The 17,327-nt window shown below is 43.1% G+C and carries 13 protein-coding genes and 3 pseudogenes; 6 read left to right on the forward strand and 10 right to left on the reverse strand.

The genetic code is table 11. The features are described from left to right. Window positions 1-71: 71 nt before the first annotated feature. From dld to ZMOB_RS04235, 5 genes are all read left to right on the forward strand, one after another. Window positions 72-1,796 (forward strand): D-lactate dehydrogenase, encoded by a 1,725-nt coding sequence (gene dld / locus ZMOB_RS04215; RefSeq protein WP_014500724.1) that lies wholly within the window; start codon window positions 72-74, stop codon window positions 1,794-1,796. A gap of 222 nt (window positions 1,797-2,018) precedes the next feature. Continuing rightward, on the forward strand, window positions 2,019-2,696 hold the full coding sequence (locus ZMOB_RS04220) for a response regulator transcription factor (protein WP_011240200.1): 678 nt from the start codon (window positions 2,019-2,021) through the stop codon (window positions 2,694-2,696). 2 nt (window positions 2,697-2,698) lie between these two features. After that, on the forward strand, window positions 2,699-4,156 hold the full coding sequence (locus ZMOB_RS04225) for an ATP-binding protein (protein ID WP_014500725.1): 1,458 nt from the start codon (window positions 2,699-2,701) through the stop codon (window positions 4,154-4,156). A 196-nt stretch (window positions 4,157-4,352) separates the two neighbouring features. Beyond that, window positions 4,353-5,018, forward strand: a complete 666-nt coding sequence (ccmA, locus tag ZMOB_RS04230; RefSeq protein ID WP_014500726.1) for a heme ABC exporter ATP-binding protein CcmA — start codon at window positions 4,353-4,355, stop codon at window positions 5,016-5,018. After that, window positions 5,018-5,662, forward strand: coding sequence for a heme exporter protein CcmB (locus ZMOB_RS04235; protein WP_041573435.1), 645 nt, complete (start codon window positions 5,018-5,020; stop codon window positions 5,660-5,662). The genes ccmA and ZMOB_RS04235 overlap by 1 nt, the downstream gene beginning before the upstream one ends. Window positions 5,663-5,667: 5 nt before the next feature. On the opposite strand, the gene ZMOB_RS04240 is transcribed toward ZMOB_RS04235, so the two are convergent. The 4 genes and pseudogenes from ZMOB_RS04240 to ZMOB_RS04260 all read right to left on the reverse strand — a co-directional run bounded on the left by ZMOB_RS04240 (window position 5,668) and on the right by ZMOB_RS04260 (window position 9,420). After that, window positions 5,668-6,597, reverse strand: coding sequence for a retropepsin-like aspartic protease (locus ZMOB_RS04240; protein ID WP_252507320.1), 930 nt, complete (start codon window positions 6,595-6,597; stop codon window positions 5,668-5,670). Further along, window positions 6,567-7,345 (reverse strand): annotated as a pseudogene (locus ZMOB_RS10565) (IS5 family transposase). Before ZMOB_RS10565 ends, ZMOB_RS04240 begins: the two are co-directional and overlap by 31 nt. A 25-nt stretch (window positions 7,346-7,370) precedes the next feature. Beyond that, window positions 7,371-7,928, reverse strand: coding sequence for a hypothetical protein (locus tag ZMOB_RS04255; protein WP_252507321.1), 558 nt, complete (start codon window positions 7,926-7,928; stop codon window positions 7,371-7,373). Between the two features lie 54 nt (window positions 7,929-7,982). Then, window positions 7,983-9,420, reverse strand: a pseudogene (locus tag ZMOB_RS04260) (retropepsin-like aspartic protease). Window positions 9,421-9,479: 59 nt separating this feature from the next. Here ZMOB_RS04260 and ZMOB_RS10090 point away from each other — a divergent pair. Next, window positions 9,480-10,258, forward strand: a pseudogene (locus tag ZMOB_RS10090) (IS5 family transposase). 58 nt (window positions 10,259-10,316) lie between these two features. On the opposite strand, the gene ZMOB_RS04275 reads toward ZMOB_RS10090, so the two are convergent. From ZMOB_RS04275 to ZMOB_RS04300, 6 genes are all read right to left on the reverse strand, one after another. Beyond that, the gene (locus tag ZMOB_RS04275; RefSeq protein WP_014500728.1) at window positions 10,317-11,744 is read right to left on the reverse strand and encodes a retropepsin-like aspartic protease; all 1,428 of its coding nucleotides are present in this window, start codon (window positions 11,742-11,744) and stop codon (window positions 10,317-10,319) included. A 54-nt stretch (window positions 11,745-11,798) separates the two neighbouring features. After that, on the reverse strand, window positions 11,799-13,226 hold the full coding sequence (locus ZMOB_RS04280) for a retropepsin-like aspartic protease (RefSeq protein WP_014500729.1): 1,428 nt from the start codon (window positions 13,224-13,226) through the stop codon (window positions 11,799-11,801). A 54-nt stretch (window positions 13,227-13,280) separates the two neighbouring features. Then, window positions 13,281-14,708 (reverse strand): aspartyl protease family protein, encoded by a 1,428-nt coding sequence (locus tag ZMOB_RS04285; RefSeq protein WP_014500730.1) that lies wholly within the window; start codon window positions 14,706-14,708, stop codon window positions 13,281-13,283. 54 nt (window positions 14,709-14,762) lie between these two features. Further along, window positions 14,763-15,095 (reverse strand): hypothetical protein, encoded by a 333-nt coding sequence (locus ZMOB_RS10530; RefSeq protein WP_041573372.1) that lies wholly within the window; start codon window positions 15,093-15,095, stop codon window positions 14,763-14,765. Beyond that, window positions 15,092-15,855, reverse strand: a protein-coding gene (locus ZMOB_RS09845; RefSeq protein WP_099045773.1) for an IS5 family transposase whose coding sequence is annotated in 2 segments (ribosomal slippage) — window positions 15,092-15,522 and window positions 15,522-15,855 — 765 coding nt in all. Because the reading frame shifts where the segments join, the coding sequence is not laid out codon by codon here. Before ZMOB_RS09845 ends, ZMOB_RS10530 begins: the two co-directional genes overlap by 4 nt. Window positions 15,856-15,911: 56 nt before the next feature. Beyond that, the gene (locus ZMOB_RS04300) at window positions 15,912-17,321 is read right to left on the reverse strand and encodes a pepsin/retropepsin-like aspartic protease family protein (protein ID WP_014500731.1); all 1,410 of its coding nucleotides are present in this window, start codon (window positions 17,319-17,321) and stop codon (window positions 15,912-15,914) included. Between the last annotated feature and the right edge of the window lie 6 nt (window positions 17,322-17,327).

Raw genomic sequence — 17,327 nt, forward strand, 5'->3', positions numbered from 1 at the left:
AGAAGATCTTGAAACTATGCGTAAGGCTATGGGTTATTAGATTAAATTTTTGAAAATAAAAGGTCGATATAATGGTGCAGCTTCCTTCTTCTACCCGACATGGGAATGAAACAGAAAATCAGCAATTTCTGGATCATCTTCGTGAAATCTCGGATCATGTGCTGACTTCTGAAGGTGAGATGCATCATTATTGCACTGGTTTCCGTTTTGGTAGTGGCAAGGTTTTAGCGGTTGTTCGTCCAACTTCCTTGGTTGAAATGTGGCATGTCGTTGAAGCCTGTGTTGATGCCGGCAAGATCATCATTATGCAGGCGGCCAATACCGGATTGACCGGCGGATCAACGCCTGATGGCGATGACTACGATCGCGATATTGTTTTGATTAGTGGTATTGGCATTACCGGTGTGAAACCGATTAACAAAGGTGAGCAGGTTATCTGTTTGCCCGGCGCAACTTTATATGACCTTGAAACTATCCTTCGTCCCTTGGGACGAGAACCCCATTCGGTGATCGGTTCTTCCTGTATCGGGGCTTCGGTTTTTGGCGGTGTTTGTAATAATTCCGGCGGCGCGTTGATGCAAAGAGGCCCTGCCTTTACGCAGTTGACCCTTTATGCTCGTATCAATGAACAGGGCAAATTAGAGTTAGTCAATCATTTGGGGGTTCGTCTGGGTGATGACCCCGAAACAATTTTAAGTCGTGTTGAAAAAGGCGACTATACCGAAGATGATGTTATCAATGACGAAAGCAAGCATGCTTCCGACTGTGAATATCATAACCATATTCGCGATATTGAGGCAGAGACACCCGCGCGCTTTAATGCTGACCGGTCTCGTCTTTATGAATCTTCTGGTAGTGCCGGAAAAGTGGCGGTTTTTGCGGTGCGACTTGATACTTTTCCGCAGCAAAAAAATGCCAAGGTTTTTTATATCGGCACCAATGATCCCGATGAATTAACCGAGCTTCGGCGGCAGGTGTTGAAGTCTTTCAAATATTTGCCAATTTCAGGCGAATATATGCATCGCCATGCTTATGATATTGCGGCGAAATACGGAAAAGATACTTTCTTAGCGATTGAATATCTCGGCACCGATCGCTTACCGCAGCTTTTCGCCATGAAGGGCTGGTTTGATGGTTTAAACAACCGTGTCAGTTTCTTGCCGCGTTATTTGAGCGATCGGGTGATGCAATTTGCATCCACTCTGTTCCCGCATCATCTGCCTAAGCGAATGGATGATTTCCGCGACCGCTATGAACATCATCTGATTTTGAAAGTGTCCGAAGAAGGAACTGAAGAAGCGCGTGTTTTTCTGAAAGACTTTTTCGAAAAAGCAAGCGGTGGTTATTTTGAATGTAGCGATGAAGAAGGGAAAAAGGCTTTTCTGCATCGTTTCGCCGCCGCTGGTGCGGCTATCCGCTATCGTGACGTTCATCAGGATGAAGTCGAAGATATCGTTGCGTTGGATATTGCTTTGCCGCGTAATAACAAGGCGTGGGAAGAGCATCTCCCATCTGAAATTACTGATAAAATCAGCCATATTTTATATTATGGCCATTTCTTTTGTCAGGTATTCCATCAGGATTATATCGTCAAAAAAGGTGGAAATTGCGCTGATATCGAACATGCTATGTGGAAAATTTTGGACAGCCGTCATGCCGAATATCCAGCAGAACATAATGTCGGGCATCTCTATTACGCCAAAGACAGCCTGAAGACGCATTATCATGAATTAGACCCGACGAATTCTTTTAATCCGGGAATTGGTCATACCAGCAAGGCCGCTTATTGGAGATAGTTAAGCTGCTATAAATATTATATTTTACAAAATAATGCTTTCTGATTGATTTCGGGGAAAAAGGTTATTCCGACCTTTCTTTTCTTTTGCAGTGTTCTGTCAGCCTGAAAATATCTATAATAGCTGTTTTCAGGTTGCCTTTTCCTAACGCATGCAACCGAAAACGAGGCTTGGGGTTTAGCCTTGCAAGAATAAAAAGAAGGAAGCGAGAAAGAGAACGGTATGCGCGTTTTAATCGTTGAGGATGAGCCGACGCTTTCCCGTCAGTTGCGAACAACTTTGGAAGGGGCTGGCTATGCTGTCGATCTGGCGACAGATGGCGAAGATGGCCATTTTCTAGGCTCGAGCGAAAATTATGATGCCGTCGTCCTTGATCTCGGTTTGCCCGAAGTCGACGGTCTCACCGTTCTTGATCGTTGGCGCAAAGAAGGCCGCGAAATGCCAGTTCTGGTTCTGACTGCGCGGGATAGCTGGTCTGATAAAGTTGCTGGTCTTGATGCCGGTGCTGATGATTATCTGACCAAGCCTTTCCAGACCGAAGAATTGATTGCCCGTTTGCGGGCTTTGATCCGACGGGCTTCCGGTAATGCGTCTTCTGAATTGACGGCAGGTGATGTCCGGCTTGACACTCGTTCCGGCAAAGTGACTTTGGCGGGTGAGCCTGTCAAATTGACGGCGCAGGAATATAAGCTGCTTTCCTATCTGATGCATCATAAAGGCAAAGTTGTCAGTCGCACCGAAATGATCGAGCATATTTACGATCAGGATTTTGATCGTGATTCTAATACGATCGAAGTCTTTGTAACCCGTATTCGTAAGAAACTGGGGCAGGATGTTATTACGACTATTCGCGGTTTGGGTTATGCTTTGAACGACCCAGAGGATCGGAATAACGGCTGATTATGGCTTCCGCTTCTTCCCCTAGCGGTGGCCGAAAGTGTTTTTTTAGTCGTTTCTTTCGCCGGAAAAAAATCGAAAAAAGCGGAAATCTGGTCGGAGAAAATAATAGTCAGGAGCCGGTAATACGTCCTACCGGTTCTTTGACCCGCCGGTTAATTGCTATTTCGGCTTTGTGGATATTTATCCTGCTATCGGGCGGCGGCGTAACCTTGGATCGGGTGCTGACCCAAGCCGTCACCGATAATTTTGACAGCCAGCTTGATTATGTTTTGGCGGCGATGATCGCTTCTTCTGAAATTGATCCCGAAGGGGCGGTTCGACTGAATCGGCCTTTGGGTGACCAGCGTTTTTTGGAAGCCCATAGCGGCCTTTATTTTCAGGTTAGCGGTAGCGGATATGAAAGATTTCCGTCCCCTTCACTTTGGGATCGCTCGCTACAAGTCAATCCGATGCCTAAAGGGCAATTGGTGCGGACATATGATAGCGACGAATTTTCTGATGGCACTTTGCGAGTGATGGAACGGGATGTCCGCTTACCCGGTTCGTCTGTTTTATGGCGATTCCAAGTCGCTGAAATTCGCACTTCTTTAGACAATCAGATTAAAAAATTACGCCATACCCTTGTGAAAGCCTTTTTGATTTTAGGCACGGGGTTGATTGTTATTACCGTTTTACAGGTGACGATCGGATTATGGCCGCTGCGGAAATTAAGGCGCGAGATTAGTGCTGTCCGTAATGGTCAGGCTTCACGTATTCATGACCGGATGCCGAATGAAGTCGCCCCTTTGATTGAAGAATTGAACGCTTTGTTGTCTCATAACGAGCGGCAAGCCGAAGAGGCTAGGCGACATGCTGGTAATCTGGCTCATGCCTTGAAAACGCCGTTAACGGTTGTGACTAATGAGGCGAATGCCAATAGCGATGCCTTGAAAGAAGTTGTTTTGCGGGAGGTGATGACCATGCGGCGGCATGTCGATCATCATTTGGCGCGAGCGCGGGCTATCGGACGGCGGGGTAATGCCCAAAGCCAAGCAGAGGTATGGCCTGCTTTACTGGCGGTAGAACGCGCGGTTACTCGGCTTTATCCTCATGCAACGATTGATCTTGCAGGAGTTAAGGACGCTGTTGTCAGAATAGAAAGACAAGATCTGGACGAGATTTTGGGAAATCTTATAGAAAATGCTGCTAAATATGGTCAGGGACGCGTTTTTGTTACGGTAGAAAAACAGGGTAAGTCGGTTGAAATCCTGATTGAAGATGATGGCACGGGTATTCCTGAAAATCTCCGTGGGCAGTTGTTTAAACGCGGGGCGCGTTTGGATACAGATAAACCCGGGACTGGGTTGGGGTTGGCAATTGTTCGCGATGTGGTCGAAATTTATGGCGGCAGTGTTACTTTGGAAGAAAGTGAAGATTTAGGTGGCCTGTTTGTCCGTCTGGCATTGCCATCAGTACATTAAATTCACGATTTGATGGGATCCGCATAAAGGGTTTTGCATAGCCCTGCTATTTGTCTGTTCTGATAGACAAAGTATTATTTTGAAACGGTATCTTTCTGCTCTCTTGGTTTTTCTGTGGCGTTAAGGTGCTTTAGCTTGGGGTAGTGTCAAGACATAGATTTTTGATATTGTTTTCTATCCCTTTGGCGGGATCTTGTTGGGGAGAAAAAGGCTGTCCGATTTCGGGAATGCAAGGCTGGCGTGTCATGACGTGAGTTGTTTGAGAGGCGACCGCTTACTGTTTACCCATTTGTCTTTTGAAGTGAAGGCTGGGGAGGCCGTTTTAATAACGGGGGCAAATGGTATTGGTAAAAGCAGCCTTTTGCGTCTGTTGGCGGGTTTTCTGAAACCTTTTTCGGGTCATGTTAAAAAATGGGGTCGGGTGGCTTTTGCGGATGAGGCTTTGGCAATGGATCGGCATTTGCCTTTAGAAAAAGCCTTGGCTTATTGGGCGGCTTTAGATGGTGTTTTGGGCGCTGAAAAAGAAGCAATGGCGGTGATGGCTCTTGATAGATTGGCGGATTCACCTGTCCGTTTGCTCTCCACTGGGCAGCGTAAAAGAGCTGTGTTGGCGCGTTTGTTGGCAAGCCAGGCTGCTATCTGGTTGTTGGATGAACCGGCAAACGGGCTTGATGCGGCTTCTGTTAGGGCTTTGATCGAAATGATAGAGCACCATCGCCAAAAGGGCGGGATTATTTTGGCTGTTAGTCATCAAGGGCTTGATATGGCTGATTATAAAACCTTGTCTTTAGAAAATTTCGTAGCGAATTCTGGCCAGTCATCAGGTTTCTTTGACCTTTTGGATGAAAGTCATTTCTCTTGATCCGGCTTGTTTTATTAATTCGTCGGGATTGCTCAATTTTGATCGGGGCAGGGGTATTTCTACCTGTCTTGTTTTTTTTATTGGTTGCCGTTCTATACCCTTTCGCGGTGGGCAGTGATCCCATAATTTTATCGCGTACTGGTAGCGGAATATTATGGGTTGCCGCTCTGTTAGCTTCTTTGTTACCCATTGACCGTTTGATTATTCCCGATGTCGAAAATGGCTTTTTCGATCATTATGCGGTGCGCGGGATTAGCGAAGAATGGATAGCTGTGGCGCGTATTATCGCCCATTGGGTGAGTTTTGCTGTCCCTTTAATGGTGGCGTTGTTACCCGCCTCGGCTTTGCTATCTTTGGATTGGTCTGTTTTCTGGAAATTGGAAGCCGGATTTTTATTGGCTACTCCTGGACTGGCCTCTTTGGGGGTTATGATTGCCGCTTTGACGGCAAGGATAAAGTCCGGAAGTGGGTTGGCTGCTTTACTTTTATTGCCTTTGGCCGTGCCGCTCCTCATCTTTGGCGCGGGGGCTGTTGATGGTCATCAGCCTGGGGCCTTCCTATTATTGGCGGCTTGTTCGTTGTTTTTGCTTGCTGTCGCGCCTTTTGTCATCGGTGCCGCTTTGCGCATCGGACAAGATGGGTAAAAGGCTTACTGTATCGATTTAAGGCAGGCTTTGTGGTTGATAAAATCGAGATAGAGGTCAGCTTTTTCGAGGATGGATGCTCCGATAGTCATCGTAGGACGCCGTCTAGTATCTTTGAGGACTAATTTTTGTCTTTTTCTATAATTGATCCCATCAATAGATAAATCTGATTCCACGATATAGGCTGGATCAGTTATTTTATCTTTAGTAATGTCGGTGAATTCATCAATAATTTTCTTTTGTTTTTCAAATAATATTTGTTCTTCTGGCGTAAATTCAGATTTGAACTGTAGTAAGTTAAAATCGGTGTTTTCTTCAGAAAGATCTATGGCAACTAGATCGGTTCTACCTTGCCATGTAATGGGGTATTTGAGTGCTTGGTAATCTCCTTCAAATGTACTTCCAAGATGAATGTCCTGTTGACAGTTACAGTTGATATTTTTGCCAAAGGTCATCTGCTGTTTATTTATTTTGATTTTACCCAGTTTTTGAAGAACCATCAGCCCCAAATAGGCTTTTTTTGTAGTAGTAAAGAGAACGGGAACGTTTTTTAAAACGGCTGTTCCGATTTTGAGTTCATCAACAATACCGAGATCGCCACTAAAAATTTCAGCAGTCCCATTATCTGCATAGTTGATATGTCCAACAATATGGACATGGGGCGAATCTTTTAACTCTATGGGTAATTTACTAATCGCGGATTCCGTATCCAGAAGAAGAATCGTCTTTTTGCCATTTAAAGAGGCGTTAATATAAGGAATCTTCCAGGTTCTGTTCTTATTTATATCTTGATATTTTATCGGTAATGATTGTTTATGATCTATTCCGGTAACCGTAAAAGCGGGTATTAAAGAGGGAAATACAGTTAGACTTCCCATTTTTGTTGCTGAAAGGGAAAAATTTTCTAGGTTTTGTTGACAAAGGAAGGTAACCACAATTTTACGGCCGCGAGATGAAGGAAGGCGAGAAAAGATTTTCTGGTTTTGTCATAGCGTGTGGCAATGCGCCTGAACTGCTTTAGCTTATTAAACATCCGCTCAATACGATTACGATCTTTGTAGTGCTGGAGATTATAAGGAATAGGCTTTTTTCGATTGGAACGAGGCGGGATAACAGGAAGGATGCCTCGAAAAAGCAGTTTTTCGCGTAACCTATCGCTATCATATCCTTTATCAGCGAGAAAACAGTGGGGTGTTGTGACAGGGATATCTATCAAGCTATCAGCGCCAGAATAATCAGAGACCTCACCACCGGTTAGTGCGAAAGCTAGAGGGCGGCCTTGACCATCGGAACGGGCGTGGATCTTGCTCGTAAAGCCTCCGCGACTGCGACCAAAGCCTTCCTTATACGTCCCCCTTTTGCGCCAGCCGCTTGGCTGTGGGCGCGAATAATCGTACTATCTATCATATGTTGCCAGTCATCTGTCAGGCCAAGGTCAACGAGAGTTTCAAGAAGAGCGTCCCACACACCCTGTTCTGCCCACCTACGAAACCGAACATAGATCGAATTCCATTTCCCATAACGTTCATGCATATCTCGCCACGGGCAGCCTGTTCGAAGCACATAAAGCATACCATTGAGAAATAACCGATTACTTTTGGCGGGACGCGCGCAGCGGCCTCGTTCGCTTGGAAGAAGACCCTGTATTATCTCCCACTCCGCGTCCGTCAGATCTCCTCGCATCCTATCTACCCTACAAAACTTGTTCTCAAGTTATCTCTAAAAATCTTAAATTATACCCTTTGTCAACAGAACCTAGTCCCTTGAATTTTCGGATGACAGGATAATAAGTATTGTTGATGTTGTTGAGTTTTTCACCCCAAGCGGGAAGATTACCTTCCAAAAAATAATTACCAGCAGAAATCTGGTCGCAGGTCATCACCACATTATTAATCGGAGGAAGTAGAGTAGGCGTGTTTGGGTCTTGGAAGAAGGTTTTTTTACATATTGCTAATTGTCGATTGACCTCTTCATAATTGCCTTTGACGAGCAACGCTTCAATTTTTGTAAATTTTTTGACGGTATTTGTTGTTTCTGGCTCATTAGCAATCTTTTCAATAAGGAGACTGTCTCCTTCGAAAAGGGCATCTACAAGCCTTTTATTCCCAGGGTTGAGCTCTACACCCTTTTGTTGTTCTTCTGCTGTTGTATTCCTTAGAAATTCGATTAATCTTTCAGAAATGAGAGGCTTGTCAGCTTTCAATGGCGGCAGGAAAAAGCTGTTTAGAAGAAGGGGGTAGAGAAGAAATCGATATTTTTTAGGCATGATAGGCTTCCGATAAAACAAGTTGTGATGACGCTCTTCCCCCTTCTTTGATACTTACTGCGGTATGGGCTGTGCGTCCGAGTTGTTAGGCTTGAGGCAGGCTTTGTGATTGATAAAGTCGAGATAGAGATCAGCTTTTTCGAGGATAGATAATCCGATGATTGTGGCTAATCGAGATCGACTATCTTCTATAACTATTTCTTTTTTTTGCCCATAATCCATATTATCCACGAACAAATTGCCTTTATTTGAAATAAACTGAAAACTTCAATTCTTTGTTATTTGGGTCTGGTCTTTCTTCGAAAGATTGTTCTTTCTCTTGTGGCGTAAATTCTGACTTATAAGTTGTTAAATTATAAACGGTATCATCTTGAGTGAAGTCAACTACCACTAAACGCGTGTGCCCCTGCCATGTAATTGGATATTGGACCGATTGGAAATCGCCCCCCAATGCGCTGCCAAGGTGAATATCTTGCTGACAGTTACAATTGATATCCTTGCCAAAGGTCATCTGCTGTTTATTTATTTTGATTTTACCTAGTTTTTGTAAAATCATGAGTCCCAGATAGGCCTGATTGACATTGGTAAAAAGGAAGGGAACGTTTTTTAAAACGGCTTTTTCGATTTTGATTTCATCGACAATGCCAATGTCACCACTAAAAAATTCAGAAGCTCCATTCTTTGCCCGATCGAGATGCCCGACGATATGAACATGGGGAGAATGACGCCATTCTTCTGGCAATTTGCCAATGGCGGCACTGGTTTCCAAAAAGAAAGGAATGTTCTTTCCGTTTAGGGATGCGGTTATGTGGGGAACGTAGTTAGCACTCCGCCTATGTTCTTCGTCTATAGCAACATCAAATTGCAGTTGAATGCGTTGCTGGTGATCTATCCCAGTAACCTTGAAGGGGGGTATCGAATTCGGAGAGACCGACAATCTACCCATTTCGGCATCCGTAAGAGAGAATTCTTCTAATCCTGAAATTTTTCGGATGGGTGGATAATAGACATTTCTAACAAAATTAAGACTTTTACCCCAATCTTTCAGATTACCATCCAAAAAGTAATTACCGACCAATGTTTGTTTGCATATTATCCCTACGCCACTGATGGGTGGAAATGGGTTGGGGGCATCGGGTTTTTGAAAGAAAGTCTTATCACAGATATCAAGTAATTTATTGGCATTTTGATAATCACCTTTAATGCGAAACTTGTTTATTTCAGCATATTTTTGGACAAGGTGACTGTTGCTTAGATCTTTAGCGACTTTGTCAATAAGCAGGTCGTCTCCCTCAGATAACCCTTTTCGCATTTCATTACCGCCTGATCGCAATTCGATACCGTTTTTTAAATCTTCAGGCGTTTTTTGCTTAAGAAGTTCAATCAGTTTTGGTGAAACAAGGGGCTTGTCCGCTTTTAATGGTGGCAGGAAAAAGCTGTTTAGAAGAAGGGGATAGAGCAAAAATCGGTATTTCTTAGGTTCTGTTGACAAAGGGTATAATTTAAGATTTTTAGAGATAACTTGAGAACAAGTTTTGTAGGGTAGATAGGATGCGAGGAGATCTGACGGACGCGGAGTGGGAGATAATACAGGGTCTTCTTCCAAGCGAACGAGGCCGCTGCGCGCGTCCCGCCAAAAGTAATCGGTTATTTCTCAATGGTATGCTTTATGTGCTTCGAACAGGCTGCCCGTGGCGAGATATGCATGAACGTTATGGGAAATGGAATTCGGTCTATGTTCGGTTTCGTAGGTGGGCAGAACAGGGTGTGTGGGACGCTCTTCTTGAAACTCTCGTTGACCTTGGCCTGACAGATGACTGGCAACATATGATAGATAGTACGATTATTCGCGCCCACAGCCAAGCGGCTGGCGCAAAAGGGGGACGTATAAGGAAGGCTTTGGTCGCAGTCGCGGAGGCTTTACGAGCAAGATCCACGCCCGTTCCGATGGTCAAGGCCGCCCTCTAGCTTTCGCACTAACCGGTGGTGAGGTCTCTGATTATTCTGGCGCTGATAGCTTGATAGATATCCCTGTCACAACACCCCACTGTTTTCTCGCTGATAAAGGATATGATAGCGATAGGTTACGCGAAAAACTGCTTTTTCGAGGCATTCTTCCTGTTATCCCGCCTCGTTCCAATCGAAAAAAGCCTATTCCTTATAATCTCCAGCACTACAAAGATCGTAATCGTATTGAGCGGATGTTTAATAAGCTAAAGCAGTTCAGGCGCATTGCCACACGCTATGACAAAACCAGAAAATCTTTTCTCGCCTTCCTTCATCTCGCGGCCGTAAAATTGTGGTTACCTTCCTTTGTCAACAAAACCTAGGCATGACAGGCTTTCAATAAAACAAGTTGTGATGACGCTCTTCCCCCTTCTTTGATATTTACTGCGGCATAGGCTGTGTGTCCGAAATATTTGGTTTAAGACAGGCCTTATGATTGATGAAGTCGAGATAGAGGCTTGCTTTGTCTAGGATAGATGTACTTATAATTATTACTGGCTTGCGCCTATTATCTTCTTCGACAAGTGCCTTTATTTTTCCATAGTTTATTCCATCAATAAATAAATTTTCGTTATTCAAATAACCGACAATTTTAATCATTTTTTTATTTGAATTTACATCTTCTTCGAAAGATTGTTTTTTTTCTTCAGCTGTAAATTGGAGCTTAAAGGTTAATAAGTTGAATATGGTATTATCTTGAGTAAAGTCGACGGCAACTAAATTAGTTTTGCCTTGCCAAGTAATCGGATATTTAAGGGCTTGGAAGTCGCCCGCTAACGCGCTGCCAAGGTGGATATCTTGTTGACAATTGCAATTGATATCCTTGCCAAAGATCATCTGCTGTTTATCTATCTTGATTTTACCGAGCTTTTGTAAAATCATGAGTCCCAGATAGGCTTGGCTGACATTGGTGAAAAGGAAGGGAACGTTTTTTAAAACAGCCTTCCCAATTTTGAGCTCATCAACGATGCCGAGATCGCCGCTATAAAATTCAGATGCAGCATTGGTTGCTCTCTCAATATGTCCAACGATATGGACATGAGGGGAATGGCTCCATGCTTTGGGTAATTTGCCAATAGCTGCGCTGGTTTCCAAAAAGAAAGGAACTTCTTTCTCGTTTAGGGAGGCTATTACATAAGGGACATGTTCCGCATTACGCCTAAAGTTTTCTTTTATAGGAATTTGATACTGTAGTGGAATGCTTTGTTGGTACTCTATGTCTGTAATAGTAAAGGGTTGTATTGGGTTCGGGGAGACAGATAGTCCTCCCATCTTAACATCCGCAAGGGAGAATTGTTGTAATCCTGAGATTTTTCGAACGGGTGGGTAATAGATATTTTTAATAAAATCGAGGCTTTTACCCCAATCTTTGAGATTACCGTCCAGAAAATAATTACCGGCTAAAATCTGTTTGCATACCATGCCTATGGCATTGATAGGCGGTAACGAAGCTGAGGTGTCTGGTTTTTGAAAGAAAGTCTTATCACAGATATCAAGTAATTTATTGGCGCTTTGATAGTCTCCTTTGATGCGGAGCTTGTTTATTTCAGCATATTGGCTGGCAAGATTATTGCTTTCCAGCGCATTGATGGCTTTGTCGATGAGAAGGCTGTCGCCCTCCAATACCCCTTCTTGTATTTCATCGCCACCCAGTCGAATTTCAATACCGTTTTTTAACGTTTCAGGTGTTTGTTGCTTGAGAAGTTCGATGAGCCTTGGAGAGATAAGAGGCTTGTCAGCTTTCAATGGCGGTAGGCAAAAGCTGTTTAGAAGAAGGGCATAGAGAAGAAATCGGTATTTCTTAGACATGACAGGCTTTCAATAAAACAAGTTGTGATAACGCGCTTCCCCCTTCTTTGATATTTACTGCGATATAGGCGTAGCATCCGAATTGTTCGGCTTGAGGCAGGCCTTGTGATTGATGAAGTCGAGATAGAGAGTGACTTTGTTGAGGATAAACAAGCCCATAATGGTAGCTGGATCTTGGATAGTATCTTTTGCAATAAACTCTTCTCTTACTCCATAATTGATCCCATCAATGGATAAGTCAGATTTTACAATGCGCCCTTGACTTAGAACAGTTTTGTTATTTTCTTTTGTGGGGAATTGGAATGTGGTTTCTTGTTCTTCTTTTGTGAAATCTGGTTTAAATGTCCATAGCGTAAAGTCGCTATTATCCTCAGTAAGGTCAATTGCGACTAGACTGGTTTTACCTTGCCACGTAATTGGGTATTTGAGGGTTTGGAAATCGCCCCCCAATGCGCTGCCAAGATGGATATCTTGCTGACAATTACAATTGATATCCTTGCCAAAGGTCATTTGCTGTTTATCTATTTTGATTTTACCTAATTTTTGTAAAATCATGAGCCCCAGATAGGCTTGGCTGACATCGGTAAAAAGGAAGGGAACGTTCTTTAAAACAGCTTTTCCAATTTTGAGCTCATCAACGATGCCGAGATCGCCACTAAAAAATTCAGATGCAGCATTGGTTGATCTATCGAGATGTCCGATAATATGGACATGAGGGGAATGACTCCATGCTTTGGGTAGTTTTCCAATAGCGGCACCGGTTTCTAAAAAGAAAGGCACCTCTTTCCCATTCAACGAAACCATTGCGGAAGGAACATTTTCAGCAAAACGCCGATGATCTTCATGTATCGGAATTTTATATTGTAGTGGAATGCTTTGCTGGTGATCTATGTCTGTAATGGTGAATGGGGGTATAGAATCCGGAGAAACGGACAACCTCCCCATTTCAATATCTGTAAGCGAGAACTGCTCTAATCCTGAAATTTTTCGGATGGGGGGATAATAGACATTTCTAACAAAATGAAGAATTTTAGCCCAATCTTTCAGATTACCATCTAAGAAGTAATTACCTGCTAAAATTTGTTGGCATGTCATACCTACGCCACTGATGGGTGGAAGTAAGTCGGGATCATAGGGTTTTTGAAAAAAAGTTTTACCGCAGATATCCAGCAGTTTATTGGCGTTTTGATAGTCGCCTTTGACGCGTAATTTATCTATTTTAGCATATTGGCTGACGAGATTATTGCCTTTTAGTGCATTGGCGGCTTTGTCGATGAGTAGGTCATCTCCCTCTAATACTCCCCTTTGCATTTCTTCGTCACCCGGTCGAATTTCAATACCATTTTTTAACGTTTCAGGTGTTTGTTGCTTGAGAAGTTCGATCAATTTTGGAGAAACGAGAGGCTTGTCAGCTTTTAATTCTGACAGAAGGACGCTGTTTAGAAGAAGGGGGTAGAGAAGAAATCGGTATTTCTTAGGCATGACAGGCTTTCGATAAAACGAGTTGTGATGACGCGCTTCCCCCTTCTCTGATATTTACTGTGGCATAGGCTGTGTGTCCGATTCATCCGGCATGAGACAGGCCTTGTGATTGATGAAGTCGAGATAGAGGCTGCCTTTGTCTAGGACAAACGCGCCTATAATCGTTGAAGGATTACGTATCGTATCTTTTATGACTAATTCTTTCTTCTTACCATAATCAATCCCGTCGATAGATAAGTTGGACTCTGTGAAATAAGCAGGGTTTTTTATTTTAGTGCCGTCAACATTATTTGTAACATCAAAAAAATGGTTCTGTTGGTTCTTTAAAAATTTATCTTTGAAGGTGAGTATATCATAATCAATATTATTTTGAGTTAAATCAATTGCAGCAAAATTACGTTTATTTTTCCAATAAAATGGATATTTTAATACTTGATGATCCCCTTTAAAGGTGATTCCAAAATGAACATCTTGTTGACAGATACAATTAACGTCTTTGCCAAAAATCATTTTCTGTTTATCTATTTTAATTTTTCCTAGCTTTTGTAAAATCATGAGTCCCAGATAGGCCTGATTGACATTGGTAAAAAGGAAGGGAACGTTCTTTAGCGTGGCATTTCCTATTTTTAATTCTTCGACAATACCGAGCTCGCCGCTATAATTTTCAGAAGCGGCATTATCTGCGTTATTAATATGCCCGATGAGGTGGACATTGGACGCATGGCTAAATTTAGTTGGTAATTTGCCAATAGCGGCACCAGTTTCTAGAAAGAAGGGAATATCTTCTTTGTTTAATGAGGCAATTATAGACGGCAGTTTTTCCGCATTCCGCCTATAAATTTCCTCTATCGGAATTTGAAACTGCAACGGAACTGATTGTTGTTGCTCTATTCCTGTAACGGTAAAGGGAGGGATAGAATCTGGAGAAATTGTCAAATTCCCCATCTTTGTTACAGCAAGAGAAAATTTTTCAAGTCCTTTAAATTTTTGGATAGCTGGGTAGTAGACATTTTCAATAAGGTTGAGTTCTATGCCCCAGTTTTTAATATCTCCCTCTAAAAAATAATTCCCTATAAGCATTTGACTGCAAGTCAATAATATACCGTTAATAGGTGATAATAGATCCTGTGCATTTTTGTCTTGAAAGAAATTTTTATTGCATATTTCCAGTTGTCTATTGGCTTCTTGAAAAGCACCTTTAGATTGATAGACTTCAATCTCAGCAAAATTCTGAACGATATTCGTGCTTTCTTTCGAAGTAGCAATTTTTTGAATTAAGGATGTATCTCCTTCGAATAAGGCTTGTTGAAGCTCTTCGCCACTAGGACGTAATTCTATGCCTTCTTGAAGCATTTCTGGTTTATATTGCCTGAGAATCTCGATCAATTTTGGAGAGACAAGGGGCTTGTCAGCTTTTAATTCTGGCAGAAGAAAACTGTTTAGAAGAAGGGGATAGAGAAGAAATCGGTATTTCTTAGGCATGACAGGCTTTCGATAAAATGAGTTGTGATGACGCTCTTCCTCCTTCTTTGATATTTACTGCGGTATGGGCTGTTCGTCCGAATTGTTCGGCTTGAGGCAGGCTTTGTGATTGATGAAGTCGAGATAGAGGTCAGCTTTTTCGAGGATGGATACCCCCATTGATCGAAACGGACGATGAACACTATCCTTTTTAAATAATTCTTTTGTTTTTCCATAATTGATACCATCAATTATGAGATTAACTTCTTTTTGGTAAATAGATTCCTCCTTTGACTTTGTATTTGGTAAATTTGTAGTAATTTCTCTAGATTTTTTTTCTTCTTCTGGCGTAAAATTATGTTGGGAAATAATAATACTGACATCGTCGAGACTAGGCTCAGGACTCATTCTTTGAGATAGAAGATGAAACTTGCTGCGATATGGATTGCTGACATGAATGTGTGAGCGCACCGGTCGTATCGTGTTGCGACACGCCGCCAGTCTTTGAGCTTTGCGAACATATTTTCGATGAGGTGACGCTTTTTATACAGATGCCAGTCGTAAGGCGGCTTTGATTTCCGGTTCTTCTTCGGCGGAATACAGGCGGTGATATTCCGGTCTGCGAGAGACTGTCTGATTTTATTACTGTCGTATCCCCGGTCCCCGAGAATTTCTTGTGTTTCTTCCGGCAGATTTGCCAGCAGAACATCCGCGCCTTTGAAGTCACTGACCTGACCTGCGGTCAGATGCAGCCGGACAGGGCGGCCCTGACTATCGCATACAGCGTGAAGCTTTGAGTTCAGTCCGCCTTTCGTGCGTCCGATATGGCGGGGAAAAGCCCCTTTTTGAGCAGGGAGGCCGCTGTCCGGTGTGCTTTCAGATGTGTTGCATCGATCATCAGACGCTTCGAACGGCCTGCCTGCTCCGTCAGGGCGACGAAGATCCGGTCAAAGACACCCAGGCGGCTCCACCGGATAAACCGGTTGTATAAAGTCTTGTGCGGGCCATACGCTTTCGGGGCGTCTTTCCACTGAAGGCCGTTGCGGATCACGTAAACGATCCCGCTCAGGACACGACGGTCATCGACACGCGGCACACCATGCGCCAGTGGAAAAAACGGCTTAATCCGTTCCATCTGGTGCTCAGACAGCAAAAACACGTCACTCACAGCTTCACCTCCATCGGTAAACCTGTGAATCACAACAGCCCGCTCAACTCAAGAAATTAACAGGTCCTGAGCCTAGGTTTAAGACAGGCCTTGTGATTGATGAAGTCGAGATAGAGGCTGCCTTTGTCTAGGATCGACACGCCTATAACTTTAGCCGGGATATGTAATTCGTCTTTTTCTACAGATTTTAGTCTTTTGCCGTAGTCGATGCCATCAATGGAAAGATTACCATCCGTTAAATAAATAGAAGAAATTATTTTCTTTCCATTTATTTCGCGATCCATTTCAAAAGATTGTTTTTCCTCTTCGGGGGTGAAGTCAGGTTGGAAGACCATAAAACTAAGATGGGCATCAGTGAGTCTAAGATTAATGGCAGCCATCTCGGTCTTTCCTTGCCATGTGATTTGATATCTTAAAGCATGAAAACGGCCGTCAAATATGCTGCCAAGTTGGATGTCTTTCTGGCAGTGACAATCAATATCTTTTCCGAAAGTGAAATATTGCCGATCTATTTTTATTTTGCCTAATTTTTGAAGAACCATCAGGCTAAGGGACGCTTCATCTGTATTTGTAAACAGGAACGGGACATTTTTTAGAATCGCCGTCCCGATTTTTAGCTCATCAACAATACCAAGATCGCCATTATAGGCTTCGCCACGTCCATTGGTCGCTATTTCAATATGTCCGACGATATGGACGTGAGGCGAATGGCTTAAGGCTTTGGGTAAGAAACTAATTGCGGTATCTGTTCCTAAGAAAAATGAGAAATCGGTTCCGTTTAAAGATGCGGTTAAATAAGGGACATTCCAAGTAATACTTTTATTGCCTTCTTGAGTAAATTTTTGGGATTGTAGCGGCAGTGTTTGCTGCTGATCTATTCCGGTAACAGTGAAGGGGGGGATCTCACTGGGGGGAACTGAAAGGTTGCCCATTTTAATATCGAAAAGAGAAAATTGCTCTAATCCTGCAAATTTTCGGATGGGAGGGTAGTAAGTATTTTTGATGTCATCAATTTTTTTGCCCCAAGCAGCAAGATTGCCTTCAAGAAAATAATTTCCCGCCAAGAGCTGATCACAGATCATGGCACCCAGATTTATAGGCGAAAGATGTATCCCGCTGCCCTCCATAAAATAGGTTTTATGGCAAATCTTGAGCTGTCTATCCGCTTCTTTGAAGTCGCCTTTAGTTCTTAGTAGATCTGTGTTTATAAATTTCTTTTCAAAGTTGGTGCGTTTCGGATCATCGATCATTTTTTGGAGATGAAGGCTATCTCCTTCGTAAAGGGCTAAAGTACTTTCATCGCCACCAGGGGCGACCTTTAGCCCTTCCTTTAAAGTTTGAGGGCTTTGCTGCTTTAGAAAGTCAACCAATCTGGAAGAGGGAAGGCTCTTTGTTGCTTTTAATGGTGGCAGGAGAACGCTGTTTAGAAGAAGGGGGTAGAGAAGAGATCGGTATTTTTTGAACATAAAAGG

Origin of the sequence: Zymomonas mobilis subsp. mobilis ATCC 10988 (assembly GCF_000175255.2) — a bacterium.
Classification (GTDB): domain Bacteria; phylum Pseudomonadota; class Alphaproteobacteria; order Sphingomonadales; family Sphingomonadaceae; genus Zymomonas; species Zymomonas mobilis.

Excerpts from the sequence above, each read along its gene's own strand:
- dld (WP_014500724.1), top strand. The coding sequence starts at position 72 with ATGGTGCAGCTTCCTTCTTCTACCCGACATGGGAATGAAACAGAAAAT.
- ZMOB_RS04220 (WP_011240200.1), top strand. The coding sequence starts at position 2,019 with ATGCGCGTTTTAATCGTTGAGGATGAGCCGACGCTTTCCCGTCAGTTG.
- ZMOB_RS04225 (WP_014500725.1), top strand. The coding sequence starts at position 2,699 with ATGGCTTCCGCTTCTTCCCCTAGCGGTGGCCGAAAGTGTTTTTTTAGT.
- ZMOB_RS04255 (WP_252507321.1), bottom strand. The coding sequence starts at position 7,928 with ATGCCTAAAAAATATCGATTTCTTCTCTACCCCCTTCTTCTAAACAGC.
- ZMOB_RS04275 (WP_014500728.1), bottom strand. The coding sequence starts at position 11,744 with ATGTCTAAGAAATACCGATTTCTTCTCTATGCCCTTCTTCTAAACAGC.
- ZMOB_RS04280 (WP_014500729.1), bottom strand. The coding sequence starts at position 13,226 with ATGCCTAAGAAATACCGATTTCTTCTCTACCCCCTTCTTCTAAACAGC.
- ZMOB_RS04285 (WP_014500730.1), bottom strand. The coding sequence starts at position 14,708 with ATGCCTAAGAAATACCGATTTCTTCTCTATCCCCTTCTTCTAAACAGT.
- ZMOB_RS10530 (WP_041573372.1), bottom strand. The coding sequence starts at position 15,095 with ATGAGTCCTGAGCCTAGTCTCGACGATGTCAGTATTATTATTTCCCAA.
- ZMOB_RS04300 (WP_014500731.1), bottom strand. The coding sequence starts at position 17,321 with ATGTTCAAAAAATACCGATCTCTTCTCTACCCCCTTCTTCTAAACAGC.